Source organism: Paenibacillus xylanivorans (genome assembly GCF_001280595.1).
Taxonomy (GTDB): Bacteria; Bacillota; Bacilli; order Paenibacillales; family Paenibacillaceae; genus Paenibacillus; species Paenibacillus xylanivorans.
Genome location: NZ_LITU01000036.1, coordinates 272,904 through 295,799, shown reverse-complemented (window position 1 = coordinate 295,799; position 22,896 = coordinate 272,904). Strand labels below are relative to the sequence as shown.

The 22,896-nt window shown below is 47.5% G+C and carries 18 protein-coding genes, 1 pseudogene and 2 riboswitches; all 19 genes and pseudogenes read left to right on the top strand.

Features of this window, described 5'->3' with window-relative positions; translation table 11 throughout:
- Nucleotides 1-15 precede the first annotated feature (15 nt).
- Nucleotides 16-726, top strand: coding sequence for a 5-oxoprolinase subunit PxpB (gene pxpB / locus AMS66_RS05415; protein ID WP_053779810.1), 711 nt, complete (start codon nt 16-18; stop codon nt 724-726).
- Nucleotides 723-1,751, top strand: a complete 1,029-nt coding sequence (locus AMS66_RS05410; RefSeq protein ID WP_053779809.1) for a 5-oxoprolinase subunit C family protein — start codon at nt 723-725, stop codon at nt 1,749-1,751. The genes pxpB and AMS66_RS05410 overlap by 4 nt, the downstream gene beginning before the upstream one ends.
- Nucleotides 1,748-2,515, top strand: a complete 768-nt coding sequence (locus AMS66_RS05405; protein ID WP_053779808.1) for a LamB/YcsF family protein — start codon at nt 1,748-1,750, stop codon at nt 2,513-2,515. Before AMS66_RS05410 ends, AMS66_RS05405 begins: the two co-directional genes overlap by 4 nt.
- Nucleotides 2,516-2,579: 64 nt before the next feature.
- Nucleotides 2,580-3,038 (top strand): NUDIX domain-containing protein, encoded by a 459-nt coding sequence (locus tag AMS66_RS05400; protein ID WP_053779807.1) that lies wholly within the window; start codon nt 2,580-2,582, stop codon nt 3,036-3,038.
- A 402-nt stretch (nt 3,039-3,440) separates the two neighbouring features.
- Nucleotides 3,441-3,856 (top strand): annotated as a pseudogene (locus tag AMS66_RS05395) (pyridoxamine 5'-phosphate oxidase family protein).
- 479 nt (nt 3,857-4,335) lie between these two features.
- A complete protein-coding gene (locus AMS66_RS05390; RefSeq protein ID WP_053779806.1) occupies nt 4,336-6,594 on the top strand; it encodes a bifunctional 2',3'-cyclic-nucleotide 2'-phosphodiesterase/3'-nucleotidase in 2,259 nt (752 codons plus the stop codon).
- Between the two features lie 213 nt (nt 6,595-6,807).
- The gene (locus AMS66_RS05385) at nt 6,808-7,851 is read left to right on the top strand and encodes an EAL domain-containing protein (RefSeq protein ID WP_053779805.1); all 1,044 of its coding nucleotides are present in this window, start codon (nt 6,808-6,810) and stop codon (nt 7,849-7,851) included.
- Between the two features lie 229 nt (nt 7,852-8,080).
- A complete protein-coding gene (locus tag AMS66_RS05380; RefSeq protein ID WP_053779804.1) occupies nt 8,081-10,165 on the top strand; it encodes a methyl-accepting chemotaxis protein in 2,085 nt (694 codons plus the stop codon).
- 188 nt (nt 10,166-10,353) lie between these two features.
- Nucleotides 10,354-11,649: an arsenic transporter gene (locus tag AMS66_RS05375; RefSeq protein ID WP_053779803.1), complete on the top strand. Its 1,296-nt coding sequence runs from the start codon at nt 10,354-10,356 to the stop codon at nt 11,647-11,649.
- A gap of 620 nt (nt 11,650-12,269) precedes the next feature.
- Nucleotides 12,270-13,193, top strand: a complete 924-nt coding sequence (locus AMS66_RS05370) for a phosphate ABC transporter substrate-binding protein PstS family protein (RefSeq protein WP_053779802.1) — start codon at nt 12,270-12,272, stop codon at nt 13,191-13,193.
- Nucleotides 13,194-13,335: 142 nt separating this feature from the next.
- Entirely contained in the window at nt 13,336-14,244 is a 909-nt protein-coding gene (pstC, locus tag AMS66_RS05365; protein ID WP_144424412.1) for a phosphate ABC transporter permease subunit PstC, read from the top strand.
- A gap of 2 nt (nt 14,245-14,246) precedes the next feature.
- Entirely contained in the window at nt 14,247-15,134 is an 888-nt protein-coding gene (pstA, locus tag AMS66_RS05360) for a phosphate ABC transporter permease PstA (protein WP_024632234.1), read from the top strand.
- 12 nt (nt 15,135-15,146) lie between these two features.
- Nucleotides 15,147-15,902 (top strand): phosphate ABC transporter ATP-binding protein PstB, encoded by a 756-nt coding sequence (gene pstB, locus AMS66_RS05355; protein WP_053779800.1) that lies wholly within the window; start codon nt 15,147-15,149, stop codon nt 15,900-15,902.
- 228 nt (nt 15,903-16,130) lie between these two features.
- Entirely contained in the window at nt 16,131-17,222 is a 1,092-nt protein-coding gene (locus AMS66_RS05350; RefSeq protein WP_160319666.1) for a phosphotransferase enzyme family protein, read from the top strand.
- 29 nt (nt 17,223-17,251) lie between these two features.
- Nucleotides 17,252-18,529 carry an MFS transporter gene (locus AMS66_RS05345; RefSeq protein WP_053779798.1) on the top strand — a complete coding sequence of 426 codons (1,278 nt, stop codon included), beginning with the start codon at nt 17,252-17,254 and terminating at the stop codon, nt 18,527-18,529.
- Between the two features lie 338 nt (nt 18,530-18,867).
- A riboswitch (glycine riboswitch) is annotated at nt 18,868-18,991 on the top strand.
- A 4-nt stretch (nt 18,992-18,995) separates the two neighbouring features.
- A riboswitch (glycine riboswitch) is annotated at nt 18,996-19,137 on the top strand.
- 111 nt (nt 19,138-19,248) lie between these two features.
- Nucleotides 19,249-19,938 (top strand): L-serine ammonia-lyase, iron-sulfur-dependent subunit beta, encoded by a 690-nt coding sequence (sdaAB, locus tag AMS66_RS05340; protein WP_053779797.1) that lies wholly within the window; start codon nt 19,249-19,251, stop codon nt 19,936-19,938.
- Entirely contained in the window at nt 19,928-20,872 is a 945-nt protein-coding gene (sdaAA, locus tag AMS66_RS05335) for an L-serine ammonia-lyase, iron-sulfur-dependent, subunit alpha (RefSeq protein WP_053779796.1), read from the top strand. Before sdaAB ends, sdaAA begins: the two co-directional genes overlap by 11 nt.
- Nucleotides 20,873-21,124: 252 nt before the next feature.
- The gene (locus AMS66_RS05330; RefSeq protein WP_053779795.1) at nt 21,125-22,342 is read left to right on the top strand and encodes a YhgE/Pip domain-containing protein; all 1,218 of its coding nucleotides are present in this window, start codon (nt 21,125-21,127) and stop codon (nt 22,340-22,342) included.
- A gap of 112 nt (nt 22,343-22,454) precedes the next feature.
- Nucleotides 22,455-22,896 (top strand): PadR family transcriptional regulator (locus AMS66_RS05325; protein ID WP_053779859.1); only part of this gene is annotated, 442 nt, incomplete at its 3' end.

The window sequence follows — 22,896 nt, the reverse complement described above, 5'->3', positions numbered from 1 at the left end:
AAGGAGGGTGATAGCATGACCGAACTGCCGTATTCATGGACTGAGGATTTGCTGTCTCCTCTGGGCGAAACAGGAGTTATGATCCGTTGTGGGGATGCCATATCTGAAGCGGTGCATCGCAGGGTGATGTCGGTATGTGCTTTGCTGGAAAAGAGCCCTATACCGGGTGTCATCGAATGGTTACCTTCGTTTGCATCGGTCACGCTGTTCTATGATCCGTTGATTTCTCCGTACCACGAGGTATGCAGGGTGCTGCTTCATCATTTGAATAGAATGGAAGAAGCAGCGGAGGATCACTCCAGAACAGTTATTATTCCTGTATGTTATGGTGATGAACTAGGCCCTGACCTGGAACACGTCGCTACTGAACACGGGCTTACGCCAAATGAGGTCATAGCCATTCACACATCCGGGGATTATCTGGTTCACATGCTCGGATTTGCACCGGGTTTTCCTTATCTTGGCGGATTATCAGAGAGGATCGCTACGCCCAGACGACCCACACCGCGGCTTCGGGTTGAAGCGGGAACTGTAGGCATTGGTGGCAAACAAACGGGAGTTTATCCGGTAACGACTCCCGGCGGGTGGCAATGCATTGGTCGAACGCCGCTGGCGCTGTTTCGTCCGACGGAAGATCCGCCGAGCCTGCTTGTAGCGGGTGATCGGGTTCGTTTTGTGTCGATATCAATCCAGGAGTATCTGGAACAGAAGGAGGGCGAACGATGAGTATTGAGGTCATTCGCCCAGGTCTGTTATCCACCGTGCAGGATGAAGGAAGAACGGGATTTCGCCGGTATGGGATACATCCAGGCGGGGTTATGGATACCTTTGCAGCCAGAGCAGCTAATGTACTGGTTGGAAATTCCCGTGATGCGGCTGTGCTTGAGATGACGATGACGGGACCGGAGCTTCATTTCCATGAAAATCGGCTGATCTCTTTATGTGGTGCGGATCTGACGGCAACGATGGATGGCCTGTTTGTTCCACTATGGCGTCCATTCGTGTTGCTTGCTGGAAGTGTGCTGAGATTTGGTCGGTGCCACTCCGGCTTGCGGGCCTATATGGCGGTTGCTGGTGGAATCGCAGTACCTGAGGTCATGGGCAGCCGAAGCACGGATCTCAAAACAGGTTTTGGTGGGCTGAAAGGGCGTGCCTTACAGGTGGGCGACAGGTTGCCTGTGGGGGAAGCTTCTCGCGAAGTGCAAGCGACGTTGCATAGTCTGAGCCTGCACGCTGAAAAGAACAACCGACGAATGGATGCACCTGCCTGGTATTTGTCTAGCAGGGAATGGCCCGCCTACCAAGCTGATCCTGTCATTCGTGTCATGCCGGGCAAAGACAGTGCAGAGTTTGATGAAGATAGCCTGGAACGATTCCATCAAGAACGATATGTGATCTCTCTCCAATCGGATCGGATGGGTTATCGATTGGAGGGTGCTAAGCTGGAACTCGGTCAACCGATGGAGCGTTTGTCCGAAGCTGTCACTTATGGCACGGTGCAGGTGCCAGCGGATGGTCAGCCCATTATACTAATGGCCGATCATCAGACTATTGGGGGCTATCCTGTGATCGCACAGGTAGCCTGCGTAGATTTGCCGATATTGGCACAGGCTAGGCCAGGGGCACGGGTTACTTTTGAACGGGTTACATACGAAGAAGCACAGCAACTATTCCTAGAACAGGAGTTGGATTGGAGGCTAACCGATCAGCTGGTTCGCAGGAGATTGGCAGAAATGGGGGACCATCAATGAGCGCGGTGGATATCAATTGTGACCTGGGTGAAAGTTACGGGGTGTATCGGATGGAGTCGGATGAGGCAATTCTGCCGCTGATCACCTCAGCCAACATCGCTTGTGGGTTCCATGCGGGTGACCCGGCAACGATGCGTCAAACGGTGCAGCAAGCATTGGGGCATCAGGTCACGATAGGCGCCCATCCGGGTCTACCGGATTTGCAGGGGTTTGGCAGAAGACGTATGGATATTACAGCACGGGAAGCCTATGACATGGTTGTGTACCAAATTGGCGCGCTGGATGCTTTTGTCCGTTCATGCGGGGGGCGCATGCATCATGTGAAGCCACATGGAGCCTTGTATAACATGGCTGCTGAAGATGATCGGCTCGCTGAGGGAATCGCCGAGGCCATTTATAAAGTACAACCGGATCTGTATCTGTATGGCCTGGCCGGAAGTTCAATGATACAGGCAGCGGATCGCATTGGACTGCGTAGTGTGAGTGAAGTTTTTGTGGATCGAACCTATGCATCGGATGGGACATTAACACCGCGCAGTCAGGCCGGGGCTGTCATTCAGCAGACGGAACAGGCCCTTGCTCAAGTGCTGCGCATGGTGAAGGATGGAATTGTTGTGTCAACGGAAGGTACACTTGTTTCCATAAAGGCAGAGACGATCTGCATCCACGGCGATGGAGCGTATGCACTTGCATTTGCTCAAGAGATACGTACGTTGCTTGAATCTGAGGGAGTTAAGCTGTCTGCACCTGGAGTTGCTAGATGATTGCATCAGTAACAGGAGGCAAGAGGTCAAACTATACGAATTTGTAAGGAGTGAAATTATAACCATGAAACCGATACGTAATTCGGCAAAGGCAGTCATCGTACAGGATGGACGTCTGCTGGTGATCCGACTGGAGGATCAATATGGTGCAGCTTATGTTTTCCCCGGCGGAGGACAGGAGAAAGGCGAAGAGCTCAAGGATGCGGTTGCCCGTGAATGTCTGGAGGAGATTGGACAGGCGGTAATCGTGGGAGAACTGTTGCATATTCGGGAGTACATTGGAAAAAATCACGAATTTGCCGAGTGGGATGCCGATGTTCACCAGGTTGAGTTTTATTTTGAATGCAAGTTAATAGATCCGAAAGCTACGATTTTTGAAGGCTCCAGTCCAGACGACCATCAGGTAGCCGTAGAATGGATTCCCCTTGAAGAGCTGTCTCAGGTTCGTTTATATCCAAAAACAATTGGTGAGTTGTTGCAGAATAAGAATTCATCACGCATTTACCTGGGAGATTTGAATTAAAACTGTCACGTTTACGAATGGGTTCACGGATTCACCATAGGTGAGGTGGGTACACTATAAGTACAGGCTTATTACATCTAACGTAAGTTGACTGTACTTACACACAGCAACGGAGCGGATAAAACCTAAAGAAGCGAAACCTGCAAAGTTTAGGCGTTGACAGGTTTCACTTTGAACTTTAGCTTACCCACTCCTCAATTTGGAAGAACAGTGGAAGTAGTGGAGGGGACGGAATCGATTCTGAAGAAGCGGTAGCGTTCGCCTTTATCCCCGGATTTTATCCTATGAAATAGGATTTCAAAAAAAAACTGGGGATAACAGCGATCGAAAGAACGATCCGTACCCGTAACGACCGTCTACAAGGTTCTTCGAATATCCCCCAAATCGAAAGGAGCATTTCCCATGAACCAGACTGAATTGGAACAAAACATTGTAAAAGCATTGGAAAACAACCCTTTTTGTAGTTTCTCCCAGTGGAGAACGGTAAACCGAAATCCCGCTACATGGCGCTTTTTAACGATGGAATGAACATTCATCTGGCGACAAACCGCCGTACGCACAAGGTAGAGGAGCTGGAGAATAATCCGAACGTCAGCCTTTTGCTAGGTTATGAAGCGGGTGGATCCAAGGAAGTGGTTGAGATCGAAGGAACATGCGAAGTGACGAAAAATGAAGGTTTGCGCGAACAAGTATGGAATGATGAATTAAAAGCTTGGTTTGACGGCCCGAACGATCCCAATTATGTTATTCTGGACATTACCCCAAATCGGATTGAATACACTGGCAAAGATCATGAGCATCAGGTGTGGGAGCAGTAATATATCAATATTGAAAATTACCTTTTCAGAGTAGGAGGCAGTGCCGACTATTCGAAAGAGACATAGCCAACCGTGAACGCCAGAAGGCTTCACGGTTTTTTGATATGAACGAATTTAGCTAATATGGATATAGATGTAAGCAACATGTAATATACGTTTTTAACAGCACGAGTAAACTATTTTCATCCAAAAACATGCGAAATATGTCGAAATCACGCATGATAATGTAAACTGGGTCAGGTATGTGCGGATAACGTAAAAAATAATGCTTTTCAATGGCTGAACATTGCGTTATGATTTGGAATGTAAACGATACGCACAGATATGAATAGATGTTCATGTGAGATAAACTAACCTGGAATTCTGATACATATGATCAGAAAATCAGTACGCACAACCCATGAGATCTTTCGCATTTCTGCGCTTATTCGTTTGCTCACTAATGCATGATTCAATGTACATAACCGGGAGGGGTTATTTTGAGAAAGAGTAAAAAAGTATTATCGAGCCTGACTGCCGCTTTGGTTGCATTAAACGTGCTTGCGGTATTTCCGGTACCTGTATCGGCTGCGGACGCTACCAAGGTTAAATTGCGGATCATGGAAACAACAGACATTCACGACAACCTGATTAACTACGACTACTATTCCGACAAAGAGACAGACCAGTATGGTCTGGCGAAGACGGCTACGCTGATCAAAAAAGCTCGTGACGAAGCAAAGAACAGCTTGCTTTTCGACAACGGTGACCTGATCCAAGGTAACCCGCTTGGGGATTATGTAGCGAAGATTGATCCACTCAAAAAGGGTGAGACTCACCCTGTATATAAAGCGATGAACCTGCTTGATTATGATGCAGGAAACATCGGTAACCATGAGTTTAACTATGGCTTGGATTTCCTTGACATGACGCTGGAAGGCGCGAACTTCCCGTACATCAATGCCAACGTTTATGTAGATGATGGCGACGACGATGAGACAAATGACAAGAACTATTTCACCCCGTATAAAATTTTGGACAAAAAAGTGACTGACGAGAGTGGCAAAGAGCACACCATCAAGGTGGGTGTCATCGGATTTGTACCGCCACAAGTTATGCAGTGGGACAGCGCTAATTTGGAAGGCAAAGTCATTGCCAAAGACATTATCGCTACTGCGAAAAAATTCATCCCTAAAATGAAGGCTGAAGGTGCCGACATTATTGTGGCTATTCCTCACTCCGGTTTTGAAGATATTCCACAAACGGATCTGATGGAAAACTCGGTATTGTATCTGAGCCAGGTTGAAGGCATTAATGCCATTTTGTTCGGACATGCCCACAAAGTATTCCCGAGCGCTGATTTTGCCGGTAAAAAAGGTGTAGACCTTGAAAAAGGTACAATTAATGGTGTTCCTGCTGTAGAGCCAGGTTTCTGGGGTGACCACCTTGGAATTATTGATCTGGATCTGGAACTGGTAGACGGCAAATGGAAAGTGGCAGACTCCAAAGTGGAAGCACGCCCTATCTATGACACAGCTAACAAAAAAGCTCTGGTAGATGCTGATCAAGAGATCGTTGATGCTGTTCATGACGAACATGAAGGTACGCTTGAGTATGTGCGTGGCCCAGTTGGCGAAACGACAGCTCCAATCAACAGCTTCTTTGCACTGGTTCAGGATGATCCATCCATTCAGATCGTAACGAATGCACAGAAATGGTATGTAGAAAAACATATGCAAGGAACAGAATATGAAGATATTCCTGTATTGTCTGCAGGAGCTCCGTTCAAAGCAGGCGGACGTTCAGGTGCGTCGTATTACACGAATATCCCTAAAGGCACAATCGCAATCAAAAACGTAGCTGACTTGTACGTGTATCCAAATACGGTACATGCCGTGTTGGTTAATGGCGCTGAGCTGAAAGAATGGTTGGAATGGTCTGCTGGCCAATTCAATCAGATCGACCCGGCAAAAGGCGGACAGCAACGGTTGGTCAATATGGACTTCCCAACGTATAACTTCGACGTTATCGATGGTGTTACGTACCAAATTGATGTAACTCAGCCAGCTAAATACGATGGCAAAGCTACAATTGTAAATGCATCGGCTAACCGGATTAAAGACCTGAGCTTCAATGGTAAACCGGTTGATCCAGCACAAAAATTCATCGTGGCAACGAATAACTATCGTGCTTCTTCATCCAAACTGGCTAACCCAGATGGTAAACGTATCGTCTTGGCTGCACCGGATGAGAACCGTCAAGTGATCATTGATTACATCCGTGAGAACAAAACGATTAACCCGACAGCAGACGGCAACTGGTCACTTGCACCAATTAAGCCTTCAGCAGGGGTGACGGCAGCAGCACTTAACGATCTTGAAGTGGTGTTTGCGTCTTCGCCTGATGCCAAAGCTCTGGTAGAAGCGAATCCAGCGATGTCTTTCATTGGGACAAACAAAGACGGTTTTGCTGAGTATGGCTTGAAATTGACAGGAGAAGCAACGACTACTCCAGAAACAGGTACGGAGCCTACTCCAACGCCTACGAAGCCAGACCCAACTCCAACTAAACCTACAACTAAGCCACAACCTGAGAAACCAGCAGGCGGCAAAGTGGTATATGTAGTGAAAAAAGGAGATAACCTTTACCGCATCGGCTTGAAATACGGTGTAGACTGGCGCAAGCTGGTTTCCGCAAACAAAATTACAAATGTGCACAATCTTAAAGTTGGACAAAAAATCGTAATTCCCGCTTCTTAAGATGAATTAGCGGCAAATGAAGACCGACAGTCATCAGACTGTCGGTCTTCTTCATGCTATGAAGATCCGTTAATGCATCAGTAACCATCATAGTTGAAGTCATCAAAACAGTAGAGATAAATTTGAAGCGCCATGCTATAATATTTACAAACTTTGGGTATATACCAGTAAACATTAATGAGATAGAAACACAAACTGGCAAGGGGGTTCTACATGAATTGCAGTGGCTGCAGTCCAATTCATCCTATAGAGGATCAAGGTACCCTGTATATGCGTCCCATCTCCCCCGCTTTGCTGGAAGCACTGCAAATGCAGGGAAGACATGTCGAACATTCGGATGAACTCATCTGGATGCATTTTTTGAATCTTGAATCTGTACAACGTTGTATTGAGGATATCCTGAAAATTGAAGCGACCCTGCCGGATACGTTAATGGTTCAGGTCACTCCGCTGTATGGCCAGGCAGACGACGATAGCTGGATTAATCTCTCCATGCAGGAAGCTCGCCTCAAGCATGCTGATCTGGTTTCCATTATCCTGGAACATCAATTCAGCAGTCATATGCAGCCGATCGTAGATGCATCGGAGCAGATTATCGGATTTGAATTTTTACTTCGTCCTACTGAACAGGGTAGACCCTTCAGTGCATATGAACTATTCGAAGTTGCACGGGATACCGGATTGCATTCTTTTCTGGATCGGACAGCACGTATTGCTGCCATTGAGACGAGTGCTGTTCTTTTACCGCATGGTGTCAAACGTTTCGTGAATTTCCTGCCTTCCTCCATCTATAACCCCGAATATTGCTTGACACACACATTTGAGACGATTGAACGTCTTTCGCTAGACCCTAAGGATTTTGTGTTTGAAGTGGTGGAAACAGAACAGATTCAACATATGTCCATCTTGCAGCATATTTTTGAGGTATATCGTTCTCATGGAATGTCGGTTGCCTTGGATGACGTGGGAGCCGGATTCTCGACGATTGAAGTAATGAACCGGCTAGAGCCGGATTTTGTCAAAATAGATCGGAGTCTCGTTGATCATTGTGATCAGGACTTAACGAAACAGCAGCAAATTATCGATATTGTTGAAATGTCACGCCAATTTGGCGGACGGGTACTTGCGGAAGGTATCGAACGAATCGAGGAATTTGATTTTTGTCGATCCGTGGGTATCGACTTGGCACAAGGGTATTACTTTGGTAAGCCAACAGCATATCCACCACAAGGTCCCTACGGAAAAACCTCTGCCTGAATGTAATAAATAATTAGATGTACCAACAGGTCACTTCGCGTTATCGGAGTGGCTTGTTTGACATGCCATGTGAATTTTACAATCAAATAAATACGCTCATTCAGCCGATATATAGGATAGGCCTTCAGATTACAGTGGTGTCTATAAGACACCTTATTTAATCAGGTTGGAGAGGTCCTACATAAAAAAAGAAAAAGGGCAGATTTATATTTGGAGGGGGAGAAGCAAGATGAGTAACATTCGGGGGAATGAGCAAGAAAAGGCAGCAACCAAGCCAGCCAAGCCAAAAGATAATAAACCGAAAAAGAAAAAAGGCTTTGTCTGGAGCATAAGAAACAAATTATTGGTATCCTTCCTGGCGGTTCTGCTCGTGCCGAGTCTAACCATTGGGATTGTTACGCTGATTATCGCTGATCATACGGTGGAAGATCAACTGATGGACAGTGCGAAACAAAGTGTAGATACAACGAATTCAATCATCGGGACACATGTGGATGCGAAGATTCATGATATCAATTATTTTGCCAGTTTGATTGAGAAAGACATGATTAAAGGACAAAATGAAAGTCCTGAGCTTGAAATGAAGTTGAAACAGTATCTGGGTTTACATCCGGATGCTTTAAATATTTTTGCGGGAAACAAAGAAGGAGTCATGGTCCGTGGCAAGGAATCTGCGGGAAGCTCACAAGGGTCCGCTTATGATCCCCGGGAACGTGAATGGTACAAGCTCGCAATGGAGAAGCCAGGTACTACAGTAGTTTCACCTGTATCCAAGAATACGGACGGCATTGCTGTTGTTTTTGTCTCCAAAACGCTTGATGATCAATCCGGTGTTATTGGTTTGTCCATGAATCTAACAGAGCTGCGAGAACAGGCATCCATTAAGGTTGGCAAAGAAGGGTATATCATCATCATGGATGCGGACAAAAATTATATCGTATCTCCAGTCGTGGAAGCTGGTACACAAGAACCGACAACTGTGCTGGATCCAATGTATGGAAGCAAAGAAGGTGAGTTCAGCTATATCTATAATGATGATGCCAAAACCATGATTTTCTCTACTAATGAGGAAACCGGGTGGAAGATTGGCGGCACAATGTTCCAAAGTGAAGTAACCAATGCAAGTAAAGACATTCGGATGGCTACTTTAATGGTTATCCTGGCTGCCACATTACTTACTCTGATCTTCATTATTTGGCTTACGCGTTCCATGTTGCGTCCAATCAAACGTCTGCAGGAATCCGCGAGAGCCGTAAGTAAAGGCGACCTGACAGTGAAATTGGAGACCAGGCGCAAAGATGAGGTGGGCGACCTGGCGAAGTACTTCGAACGGATGGTCGACAATCTGCGCATGATGATTCTGGGTGTACAGGAAACCGCAGAGCAGGTCTCTGCCTCCTCACAAGAATTGTCTGCCAGTGCAGATCAAACAACCAAAGCCATTGAGCACTCAACGATGGCCATTCAGGAACTTGCCGAGGGTGCCGAGCAGCAAGTGAAGAGCGTAAAAGATGGATCAGGACAAATGAGCCAAATGGCAGAAGATGTTGGCATGATGTCTGAGCGTGTGCAATCCATTACTACGAACATGCGGCATACATCTGGAGCAGCTTATTCAGGTAATGAAGCTGCAGGTCAGGCGGTGGAGCAGATGAATAGCATTCAGTACACGGTTGAACAACTGGCGACGGTGATCCAGTCACTGAATGCACGGTCCCTTGAGATTGGCAGCATGGTAGATGTGATTGCCACAATCTCGAAGCAGACCAACCTGCTAGCCCTGAACGCTTCCATTGAAGCGGCTAGAGCGGGTGACGCTGGCCGTGGGTTCGCTGTCGTAGCGGGAGAGGTACGCAAGCTTGCGGAAGAATCGGGAAGCTCGGCAGCGCAAATTGGTGAACTGGTTCATAATATCCGTCAGGATATGGATGCTGCTCTGAACGCTATGAATGCAGCTCAGACTCGGGTTGGAGACGGACTTCAAGCTGTGAACACATCTGGACAATCCTTTGCACAGATTCGGGAGGCTGTGGAAGATGCTGCTCATACGCTGGATGATTTGTCCGAAACGACGAAGCAATTGGAGAGTGGTGCTTCCAAGGTTGCCAAAGCAATGAACGATATTTCCATCGTGACCCAAGAATCTGCTGCGAATACGGAATCCGTCTCGGCATCTTCTCAGGAACAGTTGGCATCTGTAGAGGAGATTGCTTCGTCTTCAGCACATCTGAACAGTATGGCGGAGCAATTACAAGGGTTGTTGGGTATGTTCAAAATGGTGGAGGACACACCGAAGGATGGGGATAAGTCCTAACCATTAGACGATATCTTTTACCGCAGTTTCTATAGAAATTAGAAGAAAATAAAGATAGACATTTCTCTTGTTGCCCTGTATAACTATAGCGTCTGGTTTACGCGTATGAATTGCAGTGTAATCATATCTGGCAGACCAATCTCATATCATGCTCCAAACATGATGAATATAGCGGCGCAGGAGGCTTTATGACATATGTAGCAATTCTGATTTTTGTCCTGACCATCACGCTGGTTATCTGGCAGCCTCGTGGATTGGGCATCGGATGGTCGGCAATGGGCGGGGCTTTGCTGGCCTTAATATGTGGTGTTGTCAGTCTGAACGATGCATCTGACGTGGCATCCATTGTATGGAATGCAACACTGGCTTTTGTCGGCATCATCATGATTTCGTTAATACTCGATGAGACAGGTTTCTTCGAATGGGCCGCTCTTCATATGGCGAGGCTGGCAGGAGGAAATGGCCGCAGGCTGTTCATCTATTCCATTTTGCTCGGGGCGGCAGTGTCAGCTCTCTTCGCCAATGATGGTGCAGCGCTAATTCTCACCCCGATTGTGCTCGCGATGGTACGTGCATTGAAGTTCGATGAGCGTATGGTGCTTGCTTTTGTGATGGCTAGTGGATTTATCGCGGATACAACGTCGTTGCCGCTGGTGGTCAGCAATTTGGTAAATATCGTATCTGCGGATTATTTCGGTATTACATTTGTGGAATATGCGGTGCGGATGATTGTACCCAATCTGTTTTCCATCGTGGCGAGTACTGGGATGTTGTTCTTGTTTTATCGCAAAAATATCCCATTACGCTACGATATCTCTGCAGCACGTGATCCACGGGAAGCCATTCGTGACCCACGAATGTTCCGCATCGCCTGGTTCATGCTGGTGCTACTGCTCGTGGCCTATGCCTCCAGTGAGTTTTTGCCGATTCCGGTATCCGTTATCGTTGGTGCAGTAGCACTTTTGTTCGCCATATTGGCAAGAAAGAGCGAAGCGGTGGACCTGAAACGCGTAATCAAGGAAGCGCCATGGTCCATTGTCGTGTTCTCGGTGGGCATGTATATCGTGGTGTATGGATTGCGTAATGCCGGATTAACCGATCACCTGAGCCGCTGGCTTGATGCCATAGCAAACCATGGTCTGTTGGCTGCTTCAGTGGGGATGGGCATGATCGCAGCGGTATTGTCATCCGTAATGAATAATTTGCCCACCGTGTTAATTAACGCATTGGCGATTCAGGGTGCACACACCGAAGGCGTTGTGCGTGAGGCGCTGATCTATGCCAATGTTATTGGTTCCGATCTGGGTCCCAAAATGACGCCAATCGGCTCTCTTGCTACATTATTGTGGCTGCATGTGCTTTCCCGCAAAGGTGTGAAGATTACGTGGGGATATTATTTCAAGGCAGGCATTATCTTAACCATTCCCACACTATTAATCACCTTAGCCGGATTGGCATTATGGCTATGGATTTTGGGTTTGTAAAATCGTGTTTTACATTAGCAATCATCATATGATCCAACTTATTGTAAAAAGCTGCTCCATTCGCTGGTGCTCCACACTGGCTATGAGGCAGTTTTTTGTTTCTTCTATAGAAGAAACAAATTCTCTCTCTTCATTGAAGCTTTTACACAAAGGCCAGCCTTCTATAGGGTTGGCCTTCTCTTTTTGCCATCCCCCAGGCTGAGGATTAAATGCCTGGGACACAACCAGCGCTGATACAGCGCAGGGAACGGAACGATTGTGTAAAAGCGAAGCTTATTCTGTGTAAGGATTTCCCCTGTAAGAAAAGATCAAAATTATCATTTGTTCTTGATGGGTAGATAAAACACCGGAACGGCCACCCGAAAGTATTAGCGATTTATTCATTATGTGATAAAAATCTGGACACAATAAGGATTGAAGCAACGTCCGTTCCCGGAGCGGCCCCTTCAGCGCAGCTTTTCTCAAAAGTATATCTCAATTCACAGCCCAACATTTTTAACATTGCGTTTACAAAACATTGATTTTGAGATGACATAACGAAACTACAATGAATAAAGAGTTGATGGTGAACAAAAATAAAAGCAAATCACCGTCACTAAATTGGGGGAGGAAAACAAAACATGTTTAAAAAGTTGCCGTTCATTTTGATGACCTTAACGTTCGTACTGGTTCTCGCAGCATGCGGATCGAAAAATGACGCTGGTACAGAGGGAAGCAACGGTTCCACAGGAGAAACTGCTACTGAACTTAGTGGTAACATTCTGGCTGTTGGATCAACAGCACTGCAACCTCTGGTAGAGCAAGCTGGACAAAAATTTATGGCAGTTGATGAATATAAGAACGTGATGGTACAAGTACAAGGCGGAGGTAGTGGTACAGGTCTGACGCAAGTATCCGAAGGACAAGCTACAATCGGTAACTCTGACGTGTTTGCAGAAGAGAAAATCGATGACGCAGCAAAAGTAAGCGAACTGAAAGACCACCAAGTGGCTGTTGTAGCAATCGCTCCAGTAAGCAACAAAGATGCAGGTGTGCAAGATTTGACGAAGCAACAACTGATCGACATTTTCTCTGGTAAAATTACGAACTGGAAAGATGTTGGCGGTAAAGATCAAGCCATCGTTATCGTAAACCGTCCTAGCAGCTCCGGTACTCGTGCAACATTCGAGAACTTTGCACTGGGAACAAAAGTGGAAGATATCCAAGGTTCGATTCAGGAAGATTCCTCCGGGACAGTTAAAAAGCTCGTAGCTGAAACGCCGGGCGCAATTGGTTACTTGGCTCTGTCCTACCTGGATGACAGCCTGCAAGTTTTGAAATACGAAGGTGTAGAAGCAACAGTTGAGAACGTAGAAGCAGGAACTTATCCGGTATGGGCTTACGAGCACATGTACACCAAAGGTGACCCGGATGCAGCAACAAAAGCATTCCTCGATTACATCCTGAGTGACGAAATTCAACAAAACGACGTGACGGAGCTTGGTTACATCCCAGTATCCGGCATGAAAGTAAAACGTGACGCAGCAGGCACTGTGACTCAATAATCTTTGAACTTGCGCATACAGCGAGAGAGGCGGACCCAGGTCCTGCCTCTTTGCGCGGTTTGCTCTGAAATAATCCCATATTTTGCATGAATTCTACTATAGAAGGATGGTTGTTATGGAACAGACCGAAGGGGGAACGGTAATGAACAACAAGTTGAAACCGCGCCGGCCCTTGAGAGAGAAGCATTATTGGGAAGAGTGGACGGGACGGATCTATACGTCGATTTGTGTCGTTTTCCTGATCGTTGTCATGTTTTCCATCGTTTATTTTGTAGCGTCCAAAGGCTTGTCGACCTTTTTCCAGGATGGCGTAAGTCTACGCGAATTTTTATCCGGCAAAACGTGGAATCCAACGGGGGAACCCGCTGCCTACGGAGCGTTGCCGTTCATTACGGGGTCATTCATAACAACATTGCTTGCTGCTCTGATCGCAAGTCCACTTAGCTTGTGTGCAGCGCTCTTCATGACCGAGATAGTACCGGGTAAAGGTAAAAAGATATTGCAACCTGCGATTGAACTGCTGTCCGGTATCCCTTCCGTTGTATACGGGTTTATCGGTCTCAGTGTTATCGTTCCTTTATTGCGCAACATGTTTGGCGGAGCCGGCGTCGGGATTGCAGCCGGATGTTTGGTTCTGTCCGTTATGATTTTGCCTACCGTAACAAGTATTATGGCAGATGCACTGTCTGCACTGCCAAAAGGTCTGCGTGAATCGTCTTACGCCCTGGGTGCAACCCGCTGGCAAACGATCTATCGGGTCATTATCCCGACGGTTCTTCCAGCTTTGCTGACAGGTATTGTACTTGGTATGGCTCGCGCATTTGGTGAAGCTCTTGCCGTACAGATGGTTATCGGTAATGCACCGCATGTGCCGACATCCCTGCTCGAATCAGCTTCAACGTTAACGAGTGTAATCACCCTGAGTATGGGTAACACCACGATGGGATCTGTTCATAATAATGCACTGTGGAGTATGGCGCTTGTCCTGCTGGTGATGACCTTTGTCTTTGTCATTCTGGTTCGCCTGCTTGAAAGGAGGAACCGGGTATGAAAATGAAGGCTAAAACGGTAGATAAAGTTGCCACTTCCATTATCGTTGTTCTGGCCCTGTTCATTGTTGTTCTCTTGCTCGGTTTGCTTGGCTTCATCTTGGTACGTGGAATTGGGCAGATTAACTGGCACTTCCTAACCAGTGCACCACAGCTGCTCAAAGGTGGAGGCGGGATTGGACCGCAATTATTCAACTCGATATTCCTGCTTGTTCTGACCTTGATTATTACCATTCCGCTCGGTTGGGGCGGCGGTATTTATATGGCCGAGTACGCCAAGCCGGGCCGGATTACAAGTTTTATTCGACTGGTTGTCGAAGTGTTATCCTCATTCCCGTCTATCGTTATTGGTTTGTTCGGACTCTTGCTGATTGTTAATACATTTGGTCTCGGATTCTCCCTGTTATCGGGTGCCATGGCCTTGGCTATATTCAATCTTCCACTCATGGTGCGGACAACGGAGCAAGCGTTCCGGGCCGTTCCGAAAGAGCAGAAGGAAGCGGGTCTTGCACTCGGATTGTCCAAATGGAAGATTATTACTTCCATTCTGCTGCCTGTGGCATTGCCCAGCCTAATCACGGGTACGATCCTGGCGTCGGGCCGGATCTTCGGTGAAGCAGCAGCCCTGATGTTCACAGCGGGTATGAGTAGTCCACCGCTGGACTTCACGGACTGGAATCCGACGAGTCCAAGATCACCGATCAATCCATTGCGTCCGGCAGAGACGCTGGCGGTGCATATCTGGAAAGTGAACAGTGAAGGCATTGGCCCAGACTCCAAAGAAGTAGCAGCTGGGGCTTCAGCCGTGCTTGTACTTCTCGTGCTGGCGTTCAATCTGAGTGCACGCTGGATTGGTCGGGTAGTCTACCGCCGCATGACAGCTTCGAAATAAGGAGGAACCAACATGGCCATACCTTTCGGTACGGAACAGTTAAGCATATATTATGGGCATTTTCAGGCTGTTAAGCAGATCAGCCTGACTTTCCCTGAAGCCAGTGTAACGGCTCTCATTGGACCATCTGGCTGTGGTAAATCCACGTTCCTGCGCTCGTTGAACCGGATGAACGACGAGATCGTCGGGTCCCGCACAGAGGGCCATATCTGGATGGATGGTAACGATCTGAATGCGCCGGGCACGGATGTGATCAAGCTTCGCCAGAAGATTGGCATGGTGTGGCAGAAGCCGAATCCTTTCCACAAGTCCATCTACAACAATATCGCGTTCGGCCCCCGCTATCGTGGTACGAAGAGTAAGAAGGCACTGGATGAAATCGTGGAAAAAAGCTTGCGCCGCGCTGCGCTCTGGGACGAAGTGAAGGACAGACTGAACGAGTCAGCACTGTCCCTCTCGGGTGGACAACAGCAGAGGCTCTGTATCGCCCGCGCGTTGTCGGTTGATCCGCAGATTTTGCTGCTCGATGAGCCGGCATCTGCGCTTGACCCGGTATCTACGGGCAAGGTGGAGGAATTGATCTCGGAGCTCAAAAAGGAGCTGCGGATCGTGATAGTTACCCATAATATGCAGCAGGCGGCACGCATCTCGGATTATACAGCTTATTTTTATCTGGGAAGCATGATTGAGCACGGGGATACGGAACATATTTTCACCAACCCGGACAATCGTCTGACACAAGAATATATTATGGGACGTTTCGGTTAATTGTTATATTGGATGGAGTATGAGATAGAGATAGATTTATAGAGATAGAAGGAAGCATAACACTCGGGCGAAGCAGTTCGGGGGTTATGCTTTTTTTATATAATCCTGTATATGGAATAGTTTGCCAAAATAAAAACAATCATGCTACGATATTCTCAAGCACCACCTTTAATTTGATAAGAGAAGGAGATGTGGATCATAACTACCCATAAGATATTCCAAGACAACATGGCAACTGAAATTATTTCGCATTATTCCATAGAAAAGCCATCTGTTTCTTTTATCCGACATAATGAAAATCTAACGTACCAGGTGGTTGATGATGTAACCGGACAGAAGTATTTACTGCGTATACATAAAGCCGCTTTTGCAAGCATGACGGGCATCCAGCATACACGACCTGCTCTTGAAGCGGAGATGAATCTACTTCATGAATTACGGACTACCAGCCCATTGCGAGTGCAGACACCTGTGCGAAATACATCGGATGAGTGGGTCTCCGTCTGGTTGGACCAAACTGGAGAAGAGATCTGTTGTACCGTTCTGGAATGGATTGAGGGCAGGGATATCAAGCAGGGAGAACGTCTGACAACAGCGCAGATTCATGATATGGGTGTACAGTTGCAGACGTTGCATCAATATGGACGAAGACCAAAGGAAGCTCCCAATCCGCAGGTGGGTTCACAGAAGCCTGAAAGCGGACAGCAGGTGAATGACCGTGAACAGCATGCTGATAAGGCGATCATCCCAGAGATATATACCGATAGCCCCGCCTTGGATCAAACGGGAGTTAGACCTGCCTACGGCTCGATCAAAGAGAATCTGGTCATGTTGGAGCAATTGGAGGAAGGCGTTAGACGTGGCATCTTTACTCCTGAAGATTTCGATCTAATTCGCGAGACGTTTGAGAACATTAACAGGCAACTCGAAACGTATCCGCATAATGCTGAGACATGGGGAGTGATTCACGGCGATATTACCCGCGGCAATCTGTTAGTTACGGATCAGGGCATATCTATGATTGATTTTTGTTTATACGGTTATGGCTACTATCTCTTTGATGCCGGAGGTGCAGCTCTTATTTTCAATCGGGAGGAACGGGATGTCTTCCTATCGGGTTATACGGAGCAGAAAGGACCACTGACGAAGCGTGATATTCGGTTAATGGAAGGATTCATGCTGATCTTTACGTTTGGCTATTTCGCATTCCAGATGGAGAATGAATCCAGGTACGAATGGATGAAAGATCGCATGCCTCTTATATGCAGCAAATTTTGCAAACCATATCTACAGAATGAGAGTATTTTCTATGAGTTATAATTTGTGATTTCTAGTGGGTGGGTAGCGCTATGAAGAACATTCGTGCAAAGCGAGTTGCATCGAAGGGGCAGTCTGGTGGCTGGAAGCATGCCGGATTGCTACTTAGCGGAGTGGGCATATCCAATCTGGGTGATTTCATATATATTGTGGCGATTAACCTGATGGTATTGAATATGACACAGTCCCCAGCGGCAGTCGCAGGGTTATGGATTATCTCGCCGATTGCTTCGGTGTGCACTAAGTTTTGGTCAGGGAGCCTGATTGATCGTTATGATCAGCGGCAGTTGATGATTGGTGCCGATATGCTACGGGCAGTGTTGGTAGCAACTCTCCCACTGATGTCCAGTCTATGGATGATGTACGCAGTGATGTTTCTGATCAGCATGTCTTCATCCATATTTGTCCCTTCCTCTCAGGTATACATTACCCGGCTGGTACCTGCTGAACGGCGTAAGCGCTTCAATTCCTTGCAGGCCCTGATCAGCTCTGGTGCATTTATTACCGGCCCAGCAGTTGCAGGAGTGATGCTGATGTATTTATCTCCGGCGGCAGCGATTTATGCCAATGCGGTTTCCTTTGCAGCCTCTGCGCTGATTCTAATGTTTCTTCCCAAACTGGGCATTGGAGAACAGAAGATAGGGACGGGAAGCAGACTGACACCTCGGATGATTGCCCAGGATTGGAGGGCTGTACTTAGCTTCAGCCGGAAGTCGGGCTACGTGGTCGGTATATATGCCCTGTTCCAAATTATTCTGGTGGTCGGCATGTCGCTCGATGCCCAGGAAGTGGTATTTATCCGTCAGGTGATGAACCTGCCTGAATCGCAGTACGGAGCATTAATGAGTATCACAGGGATTGGTTATTTGGCAGGCTCCATGCTGGTTTGGCTGTTCGCCAAACATTTGCCGATCCGTCATATGATGGGTGGCGGTGTACTTCTGGTCGCGCTGGGTTATTTCCTGTTCGCCTGTTCATTCTCGTTTGAGCTGGCGGCGTTTGCCTTTATTCTGCTCGGTCTGTGCTCGGCACTGGCGAACACGGGCCTGGTTACCTTTTATCAAAATAATATCCCTGTCGATCTGATGGGGCGAATGAGCAGTGTACTTGGACTGGCATTAAGTGTGCTGCAGGTGGCCTCCATATTGATTGCAGGAGTGGCGGCAGAGCAGTTGTCGCTTCGTATGGTATATACGGTTGTGTCTGGGATTATGGTGCTGGCTGCGTTGGGATTATGGGTGGCGAGTATGCTTCCTTCCCGAAGCAGGTATTACGACGAACCGGCGAAGCCGAAGTCGATGGTAGGGTGACAGGAAAAAATACGGAAATTCTGTACAACATAATGGTTGCCTGAATACCCGGACCGTTCTGAGGAACATAACATAGATAGTATTAAGCACAGATATTGAGCAGTAGAAAAACAGAAAATGTATACGCTTTCGAGGTGAAACGCATTAACACATTCATGTGATGAAAGTTTACAATTTATTGATTCATCCTGTGTATAAAATGGAAAAAAGTAAATATTCACAAAGAAATCGTTAAGTTTGTTGACACTGATCTTCCGGTCGATTAATCTTAATGAGAAAGTAATAAAAACTTCAATTATCGTTCTGGTACACGATCAGAATGGTTCCATACAAGCGAATGATAGCGAGCGGGAGAGACCTGGGCATGCCGAGTAAAAAGGCAGCTGTCGGGCACCGAAGGAGCAAGCTGCTACGCACCCGGCGCAGCGGTTAATCTCTCAGGTAAATGTACCATCGTTGGACGCAACTCTGGAGAGTGCGCGATATGCGCCACCCAAGGGGTATATGGTCAAGCAGCACGGTGTGCAGGGGACATTACCTGTGAATACAGGGTATGCATCAATCCGCCGCGCTTCTTATCATGAAACTCTCAGGTATCGAGGACAGAGAGAGGGCTTAGGGCCTTCTTCTGTCCTTTTCTTATGTCATCATTCAGTAATAAAGGAACATTATGGGTGTAGGTCTGGATGAAAATGACGATTATAAATGGAGGGTTTGCGATGCGTTTTAAAGACGTTTTTTCAATTATTGGTCCGTCCATGACAGGTCCATCAAGTTCACATACGGCTGGAGCAGCAAGATTGGGTCGAATTGCCCGTCAGTGGTTGGGAAGCACGCCTGAACGTGCCCGATTAACGCTGTATGGCTCGTTCGCCGACACGTATCAGGGACATGGTACGGATCTCGCATTGATCGGTGGCCTGCTTGATTATGTGACGGATGATCCACGGATTCCGGATGCAGAGCAATACGCAGAGGAAGCGGGTATGGAGGTAGAGTTTTTCACAAGTGGCCTGCCTGCTCCTCATCCGAATACGGTCAAGATTGAACTGTGGCACGGAGACCGCCAATGTTCACTAATCGGTGCTTCCATCGGCGGTGGTAGTGTATCGGTGCATGCATTGAATGATTTTCGTGTACAGATCAGCGGAGAGTTTCCCACACTTGTACTGCGCCATTCGGACAAAGCAGGGGTGCTCGCTTCGGTAACCTCCACAATCAGTTCGTCCGGAGTGAACATCGGGTACATGCAAGTGGATCGGAAAGCCCGGGATGGTGAAGCATTGACAGCGATGGAGATGGATGGTGTGCCGAATCCTGAGATGCTGAACCGTCTGCGGTCACTGGATCATATGCTGGACATTCGCGTGATTGATTTAAAGAGAGGGGTCGAGCCTGATGCGGTTTAAACATCTACATGAACTGAATACCATCTGTACAGCAGAGTCCAAAACCATTGCCGAGCTGATGATCGAAGAGCAGGTTCAGGAGACGAATATCCCGGAAGCGGATGTTGTACGGCAGATGTCGGATTACTATCAGGTGATGAAGGAAGCTGTACACAAAGGGCTGACAGAAGATACGACCTCACGTAGCGGTTTGACTGGTGGAGACGGCAAAAAAATGGCCGAGTACATTCGTAAAGGCGAGACTTGCTCTGGAGATGCCTCTGCACTAGCTATGGCGTATGCCCTTTGTGTATCGGAAGTGAATGCCTCCATGGGCCGGATTGTAGCCACACCGACAGCCGGTTCTTGCGGCATCATTCCGGGTGTGTTTATCAGCTCCCAGGAGCGTTTTGGCTGGAGTGACGAGCATCTGGTGAACGGTCTGTTCTGTGCGGGAGCGATCGGTTACGTCATTGCCAACAATTCATTTATCTCCGGTGCCGAGGGCGGCTGTCAGGCTGAAGTGGGTTCTGCCATCGGCATGGCCGCTGGAGCTATGGTAGAGCTGCGTGGAGGAACGCCGGAGCAAGTGGTTCATGCGGTTGGTCTCGCGTTAAAAAACACTCTGGGCCTTATCTGCGATCCTGTGGCAGGCCTCGTGGAAATTCCGTGCATCATCCGTAACGGACTGGGTGCCGTAACCGCGTTGGCTGCGGCAGACATGGCGCTGGCCGGAGTACGAAGTGCCATTCCGTCTGACGAAGTCATTGATGTCATGCTGGAAGTGGGTAGTGCCATGCCAAGCAGGCACCGTGAAACGGCCCAAGGTGGGCTGGCTCAAACGCCGACGGGACGGAAAATGATGGAGAAGCTTGCCAAACCGAAGGCGAAGCGTGCAGAGCCTGAAGCCGAAGCTGAGTCTCTTTCTGAAAAAGATACAGAAACCAAGGCATAACATCCATGGGATGAACTGAATTAAATCGTGGAGCCTGGATCATAAACGGTGATGTTGCTCCCATCTTAATACGAAAGCCGATACGACTTCTTCCTGGTGAAGAAGTCGTATCGGCTTTTTTTTTGGTGTTCCAACAAAGAAAAATAAAAAAATGTTGACGTTTATATATCGATTAGATATATTGTTAACTGACATATATCAATACGATATAAAAGCTGAAATAACGTTATACAACTTAAGGAGATGAATAAGATGAAAAGTGTTTTTCAAACGAGTCTTCTGTTTATGAAGAATGGAGCTACGATTGTCGGGTTGATTACGGCCGTATTATTTCAAGTTTTTTTTAATACCATCTGGCTTAGTGGGTACGATCAGGTAAATGCACGGATGACTGAGCTTGCGGTGACCATTGTGAATGAAGATGGGGCCGCGGCTGAGCCTGTAGCGAAGTCTCTTGCAGCGGGTCTTAACTTTGTGATCAAACCATCCGAATCGATGGAAGAAGCTAGACGGCTGTTAACCGACCGGGATGTATACATGATTATTGAGATTCCATCTGGTTTCATGCAGCAGGCGGGAGATTTATCGAAACCGGTGAAGGTGAAGTATGTGATGAATGAATCCAACGTGGCTACCGTGAAAAGTGTGATGCAGAACGTATCCGCACAAGTTACAGCGACGTTGAACCGTGAAGTGCAGCAAAATGGCATTCGTGGAGTGCTGGATCAGTCGGGTATGGCTACCGATCAGGCGAATGCGCTGGCGCTGGGGTTATCTTCCCGGGTGGAGACAGAGGTGGAACGGCTGAACCCAGTTCATAACTTTTCCTTTTCCATGGTACCGATGTTAATTGTGACGTCTACGTTTACAGGTGCGATGCTGCTTGGTATGAATCTGCAAAAAGTTTCTGGAGAACTAAGTAGCAAGGCGGGGAAATGGGAACGCTTCTGGGCACGCAATATCATCAACCTGGGTGCTGCATTTATCGTATCACTCGTTGGAGCGGGGATGATGCATGTTATGGGTGTATCATCAGCAGATGGATGGTGGATGTTATGGCTATTTCAGTTGTTGATTACCTTATCTTTTCTATTCATGGCGCAATTGAGTTTGCTGCTGCTTGGAAATGCTGGAGCATGGTTAAACAGTGCATTGTTGCCTCTGCTGATGTTGTCATCGGGCGCAACCATTCCGCGCGATGTCATGCCTGACTTCTATCAACAGATCGGTCATTATCTGCCGGCAACCTACGCGGTGGAGGGCATGATGAATCTGGTGCTTGGCGGCGATGGAATCAGTCATGATGTTCTGTTCCTGGTGGTGATTGGGGCGGCGACGTTGGTTCTGGGAGCTGTGTGCACGTGGATCAAACGCTCAGGTTCTGCAAAATCCGGCATTCCTTTGGAATCTAACTCTGCTGCGACAGTTGCCGCTCTGTCTGGAAACCTACCTTCACCTGATCGTGGATAACGGTAATACACTCTAGTACGCCGGGTAGACCAATCCATGAACGCCCGATGATGTTGAACGTATGAGGGAGGATGTGGTACGTTAAGAAGAATTCGAAAGGAGCGGTACACCGATGAACACGCAGCATGTCATCCTCGGAATACTGCACAATCAGCCATGTTCCGGATATGAGATCAAGCAGTACTTTGAACAATATTTTTCGTTTTTTTTCGATGCGAGCTTTGGCACCATTTATCCCACACTCGCCAAGATGGAAAAGTCAGGGTTGTTGACTAAGGAATCCGTTAGACAAGAAGGGAAACCTGACAAAAATGTGTATACATTAACACCGGAAGGTTCTACAGAGTTCAATACCTATTTGATGAGTCCCCTGGAAGCCGAAGTGTTCCGTTCTGATTTTCTGATGCGTCTATATTTCGGAGAGCTGGCGGATGAAGATACCGTCGCAGGGTGGGTGCGGTCAGAGCTGAATCGTAAAGAATTGCTGTATGCCGAGCTGCAGCGCCAGATGAAGCAATTGGGCGAACAGATTTCACCTGCACAGCGTTTATGTA

What these genes read in the sequence shown, in the direction of transcription:
- AMS66_RS05400 (WP_053779807.1), top strand. Translation starts at nt 2,580, where the DNA reads ATGAAACCGATACGTAATTCGGCAAAGGCAGTCATCGTACAGGATGGA.
- AMS66_RS05350 (WP_160319666.1), top strand. Translation starts at nt 16,131, where the DNA reads ATGGCAACTGAAATTATTTCGCATTATTCCATAGAAAAGCCATCTGTT.
- AMS66_RS05375 (WP_053779803.1), top strand. Translation starts at nt 10,354, where the DNA reads ATGACATATGTAGCAATTCTGATTTTTGTCCTGACCATCACGCTGGTT.
- sdaAA (WP_053779796.1), top strand. Translation starts at nt 19,928, where the DNA reads ATGCGGTTTAAACATCTACATGAACTGAATACCATCTGTACAGCAGAG.
- pstB (WP_053779800.1), top strand. Translation starts at nt 15,147, where the DNA reads ATGGCCATACCTTTCGGTACGGAACAGTTAAGCATATATTATGGGCAT.
- pstA (WP_024632234.1), top strand. Translation starts at nt 14,247, where the DNA reads ATGAAGGCTAAAACGGTAGATAAAGTTGCCACTTCCATTATCGTTGTT.
- sdaAB (WP_053779797.1), top strand. Translation starts at nt 19,249, where the DNA reads ATGCGTTTTAAAGACGTTTTTTCAATTATTGGTCCGTCCATGACAGGT.
- AMS66_RS05405 (WP_053779808.1), top strand. Translation starts at nt 1,748, where the DNA reads ATGAGCGCGGTGGATATCAATTGTGACCTGGGTGAAAGTTACGGGGTG.
- AMS66_RS05330 (WP_053779795.1), top strand. Translation starts at nt 21,125, where the DNA reads ATGAAAAGTGTTTTTCAAACGAGTCTTCTGTTTATGAAGAATGGAGCT.
- pxpB (WP_053779810.1), top strand. Translation starts at nt 16, where the DNA reads ATGACCGAACTGCCGTATTCATGGACTGAGGATTTGCTGTCTCCTCTG.
- AMS66_RS05385 (WP_053779805.1), top strand. Translation starts at nt 6,808, where the DNA reads ATGAATTGCAGTGGCTGCAGTCCAATTCATCCTATAGAGGATCAAGGT.
- pstC (WP_144424412.1), top strand. Translation starts at nt 13,336, where the DNA reads ATGAACAACAAGTTGAAACCGCGCCGGCCCTTGAGAGAGAAGCATTAT.
- AMS66_RS05370 (WP_053779802.1), top strand. Translation starts at nt 12,270, where the DNA reads ATGTTTAAAAAGTTGCCGTTCATTTTGATGACCTTAACGTTCGTACTG.
- AMS66_RS05410 (WP_053779809.1), top strand. Translation starts at nt 723, where the DNA reads ATGAGTATTGAGGTCATTCGCCCAGGTCTGTTATCCACCGTGCAGGAT.
- AMS66_RS05345 (WP_053779798.1), top strand. Translation starts at nt 17,252, where the DNA reads ATGAAGAACATTCGTGCAAAGCGAGTTGCATCGAAGGGGCAGTCTGGT.
- AMS66_RS05380 (WP_053779804.1), top strand. Translation starts at nt 8,081, where the DNA reads ATGAGTAACATTCGGGGGAATGAGCAAGAAAAGGCAGCAACCAAGCCA.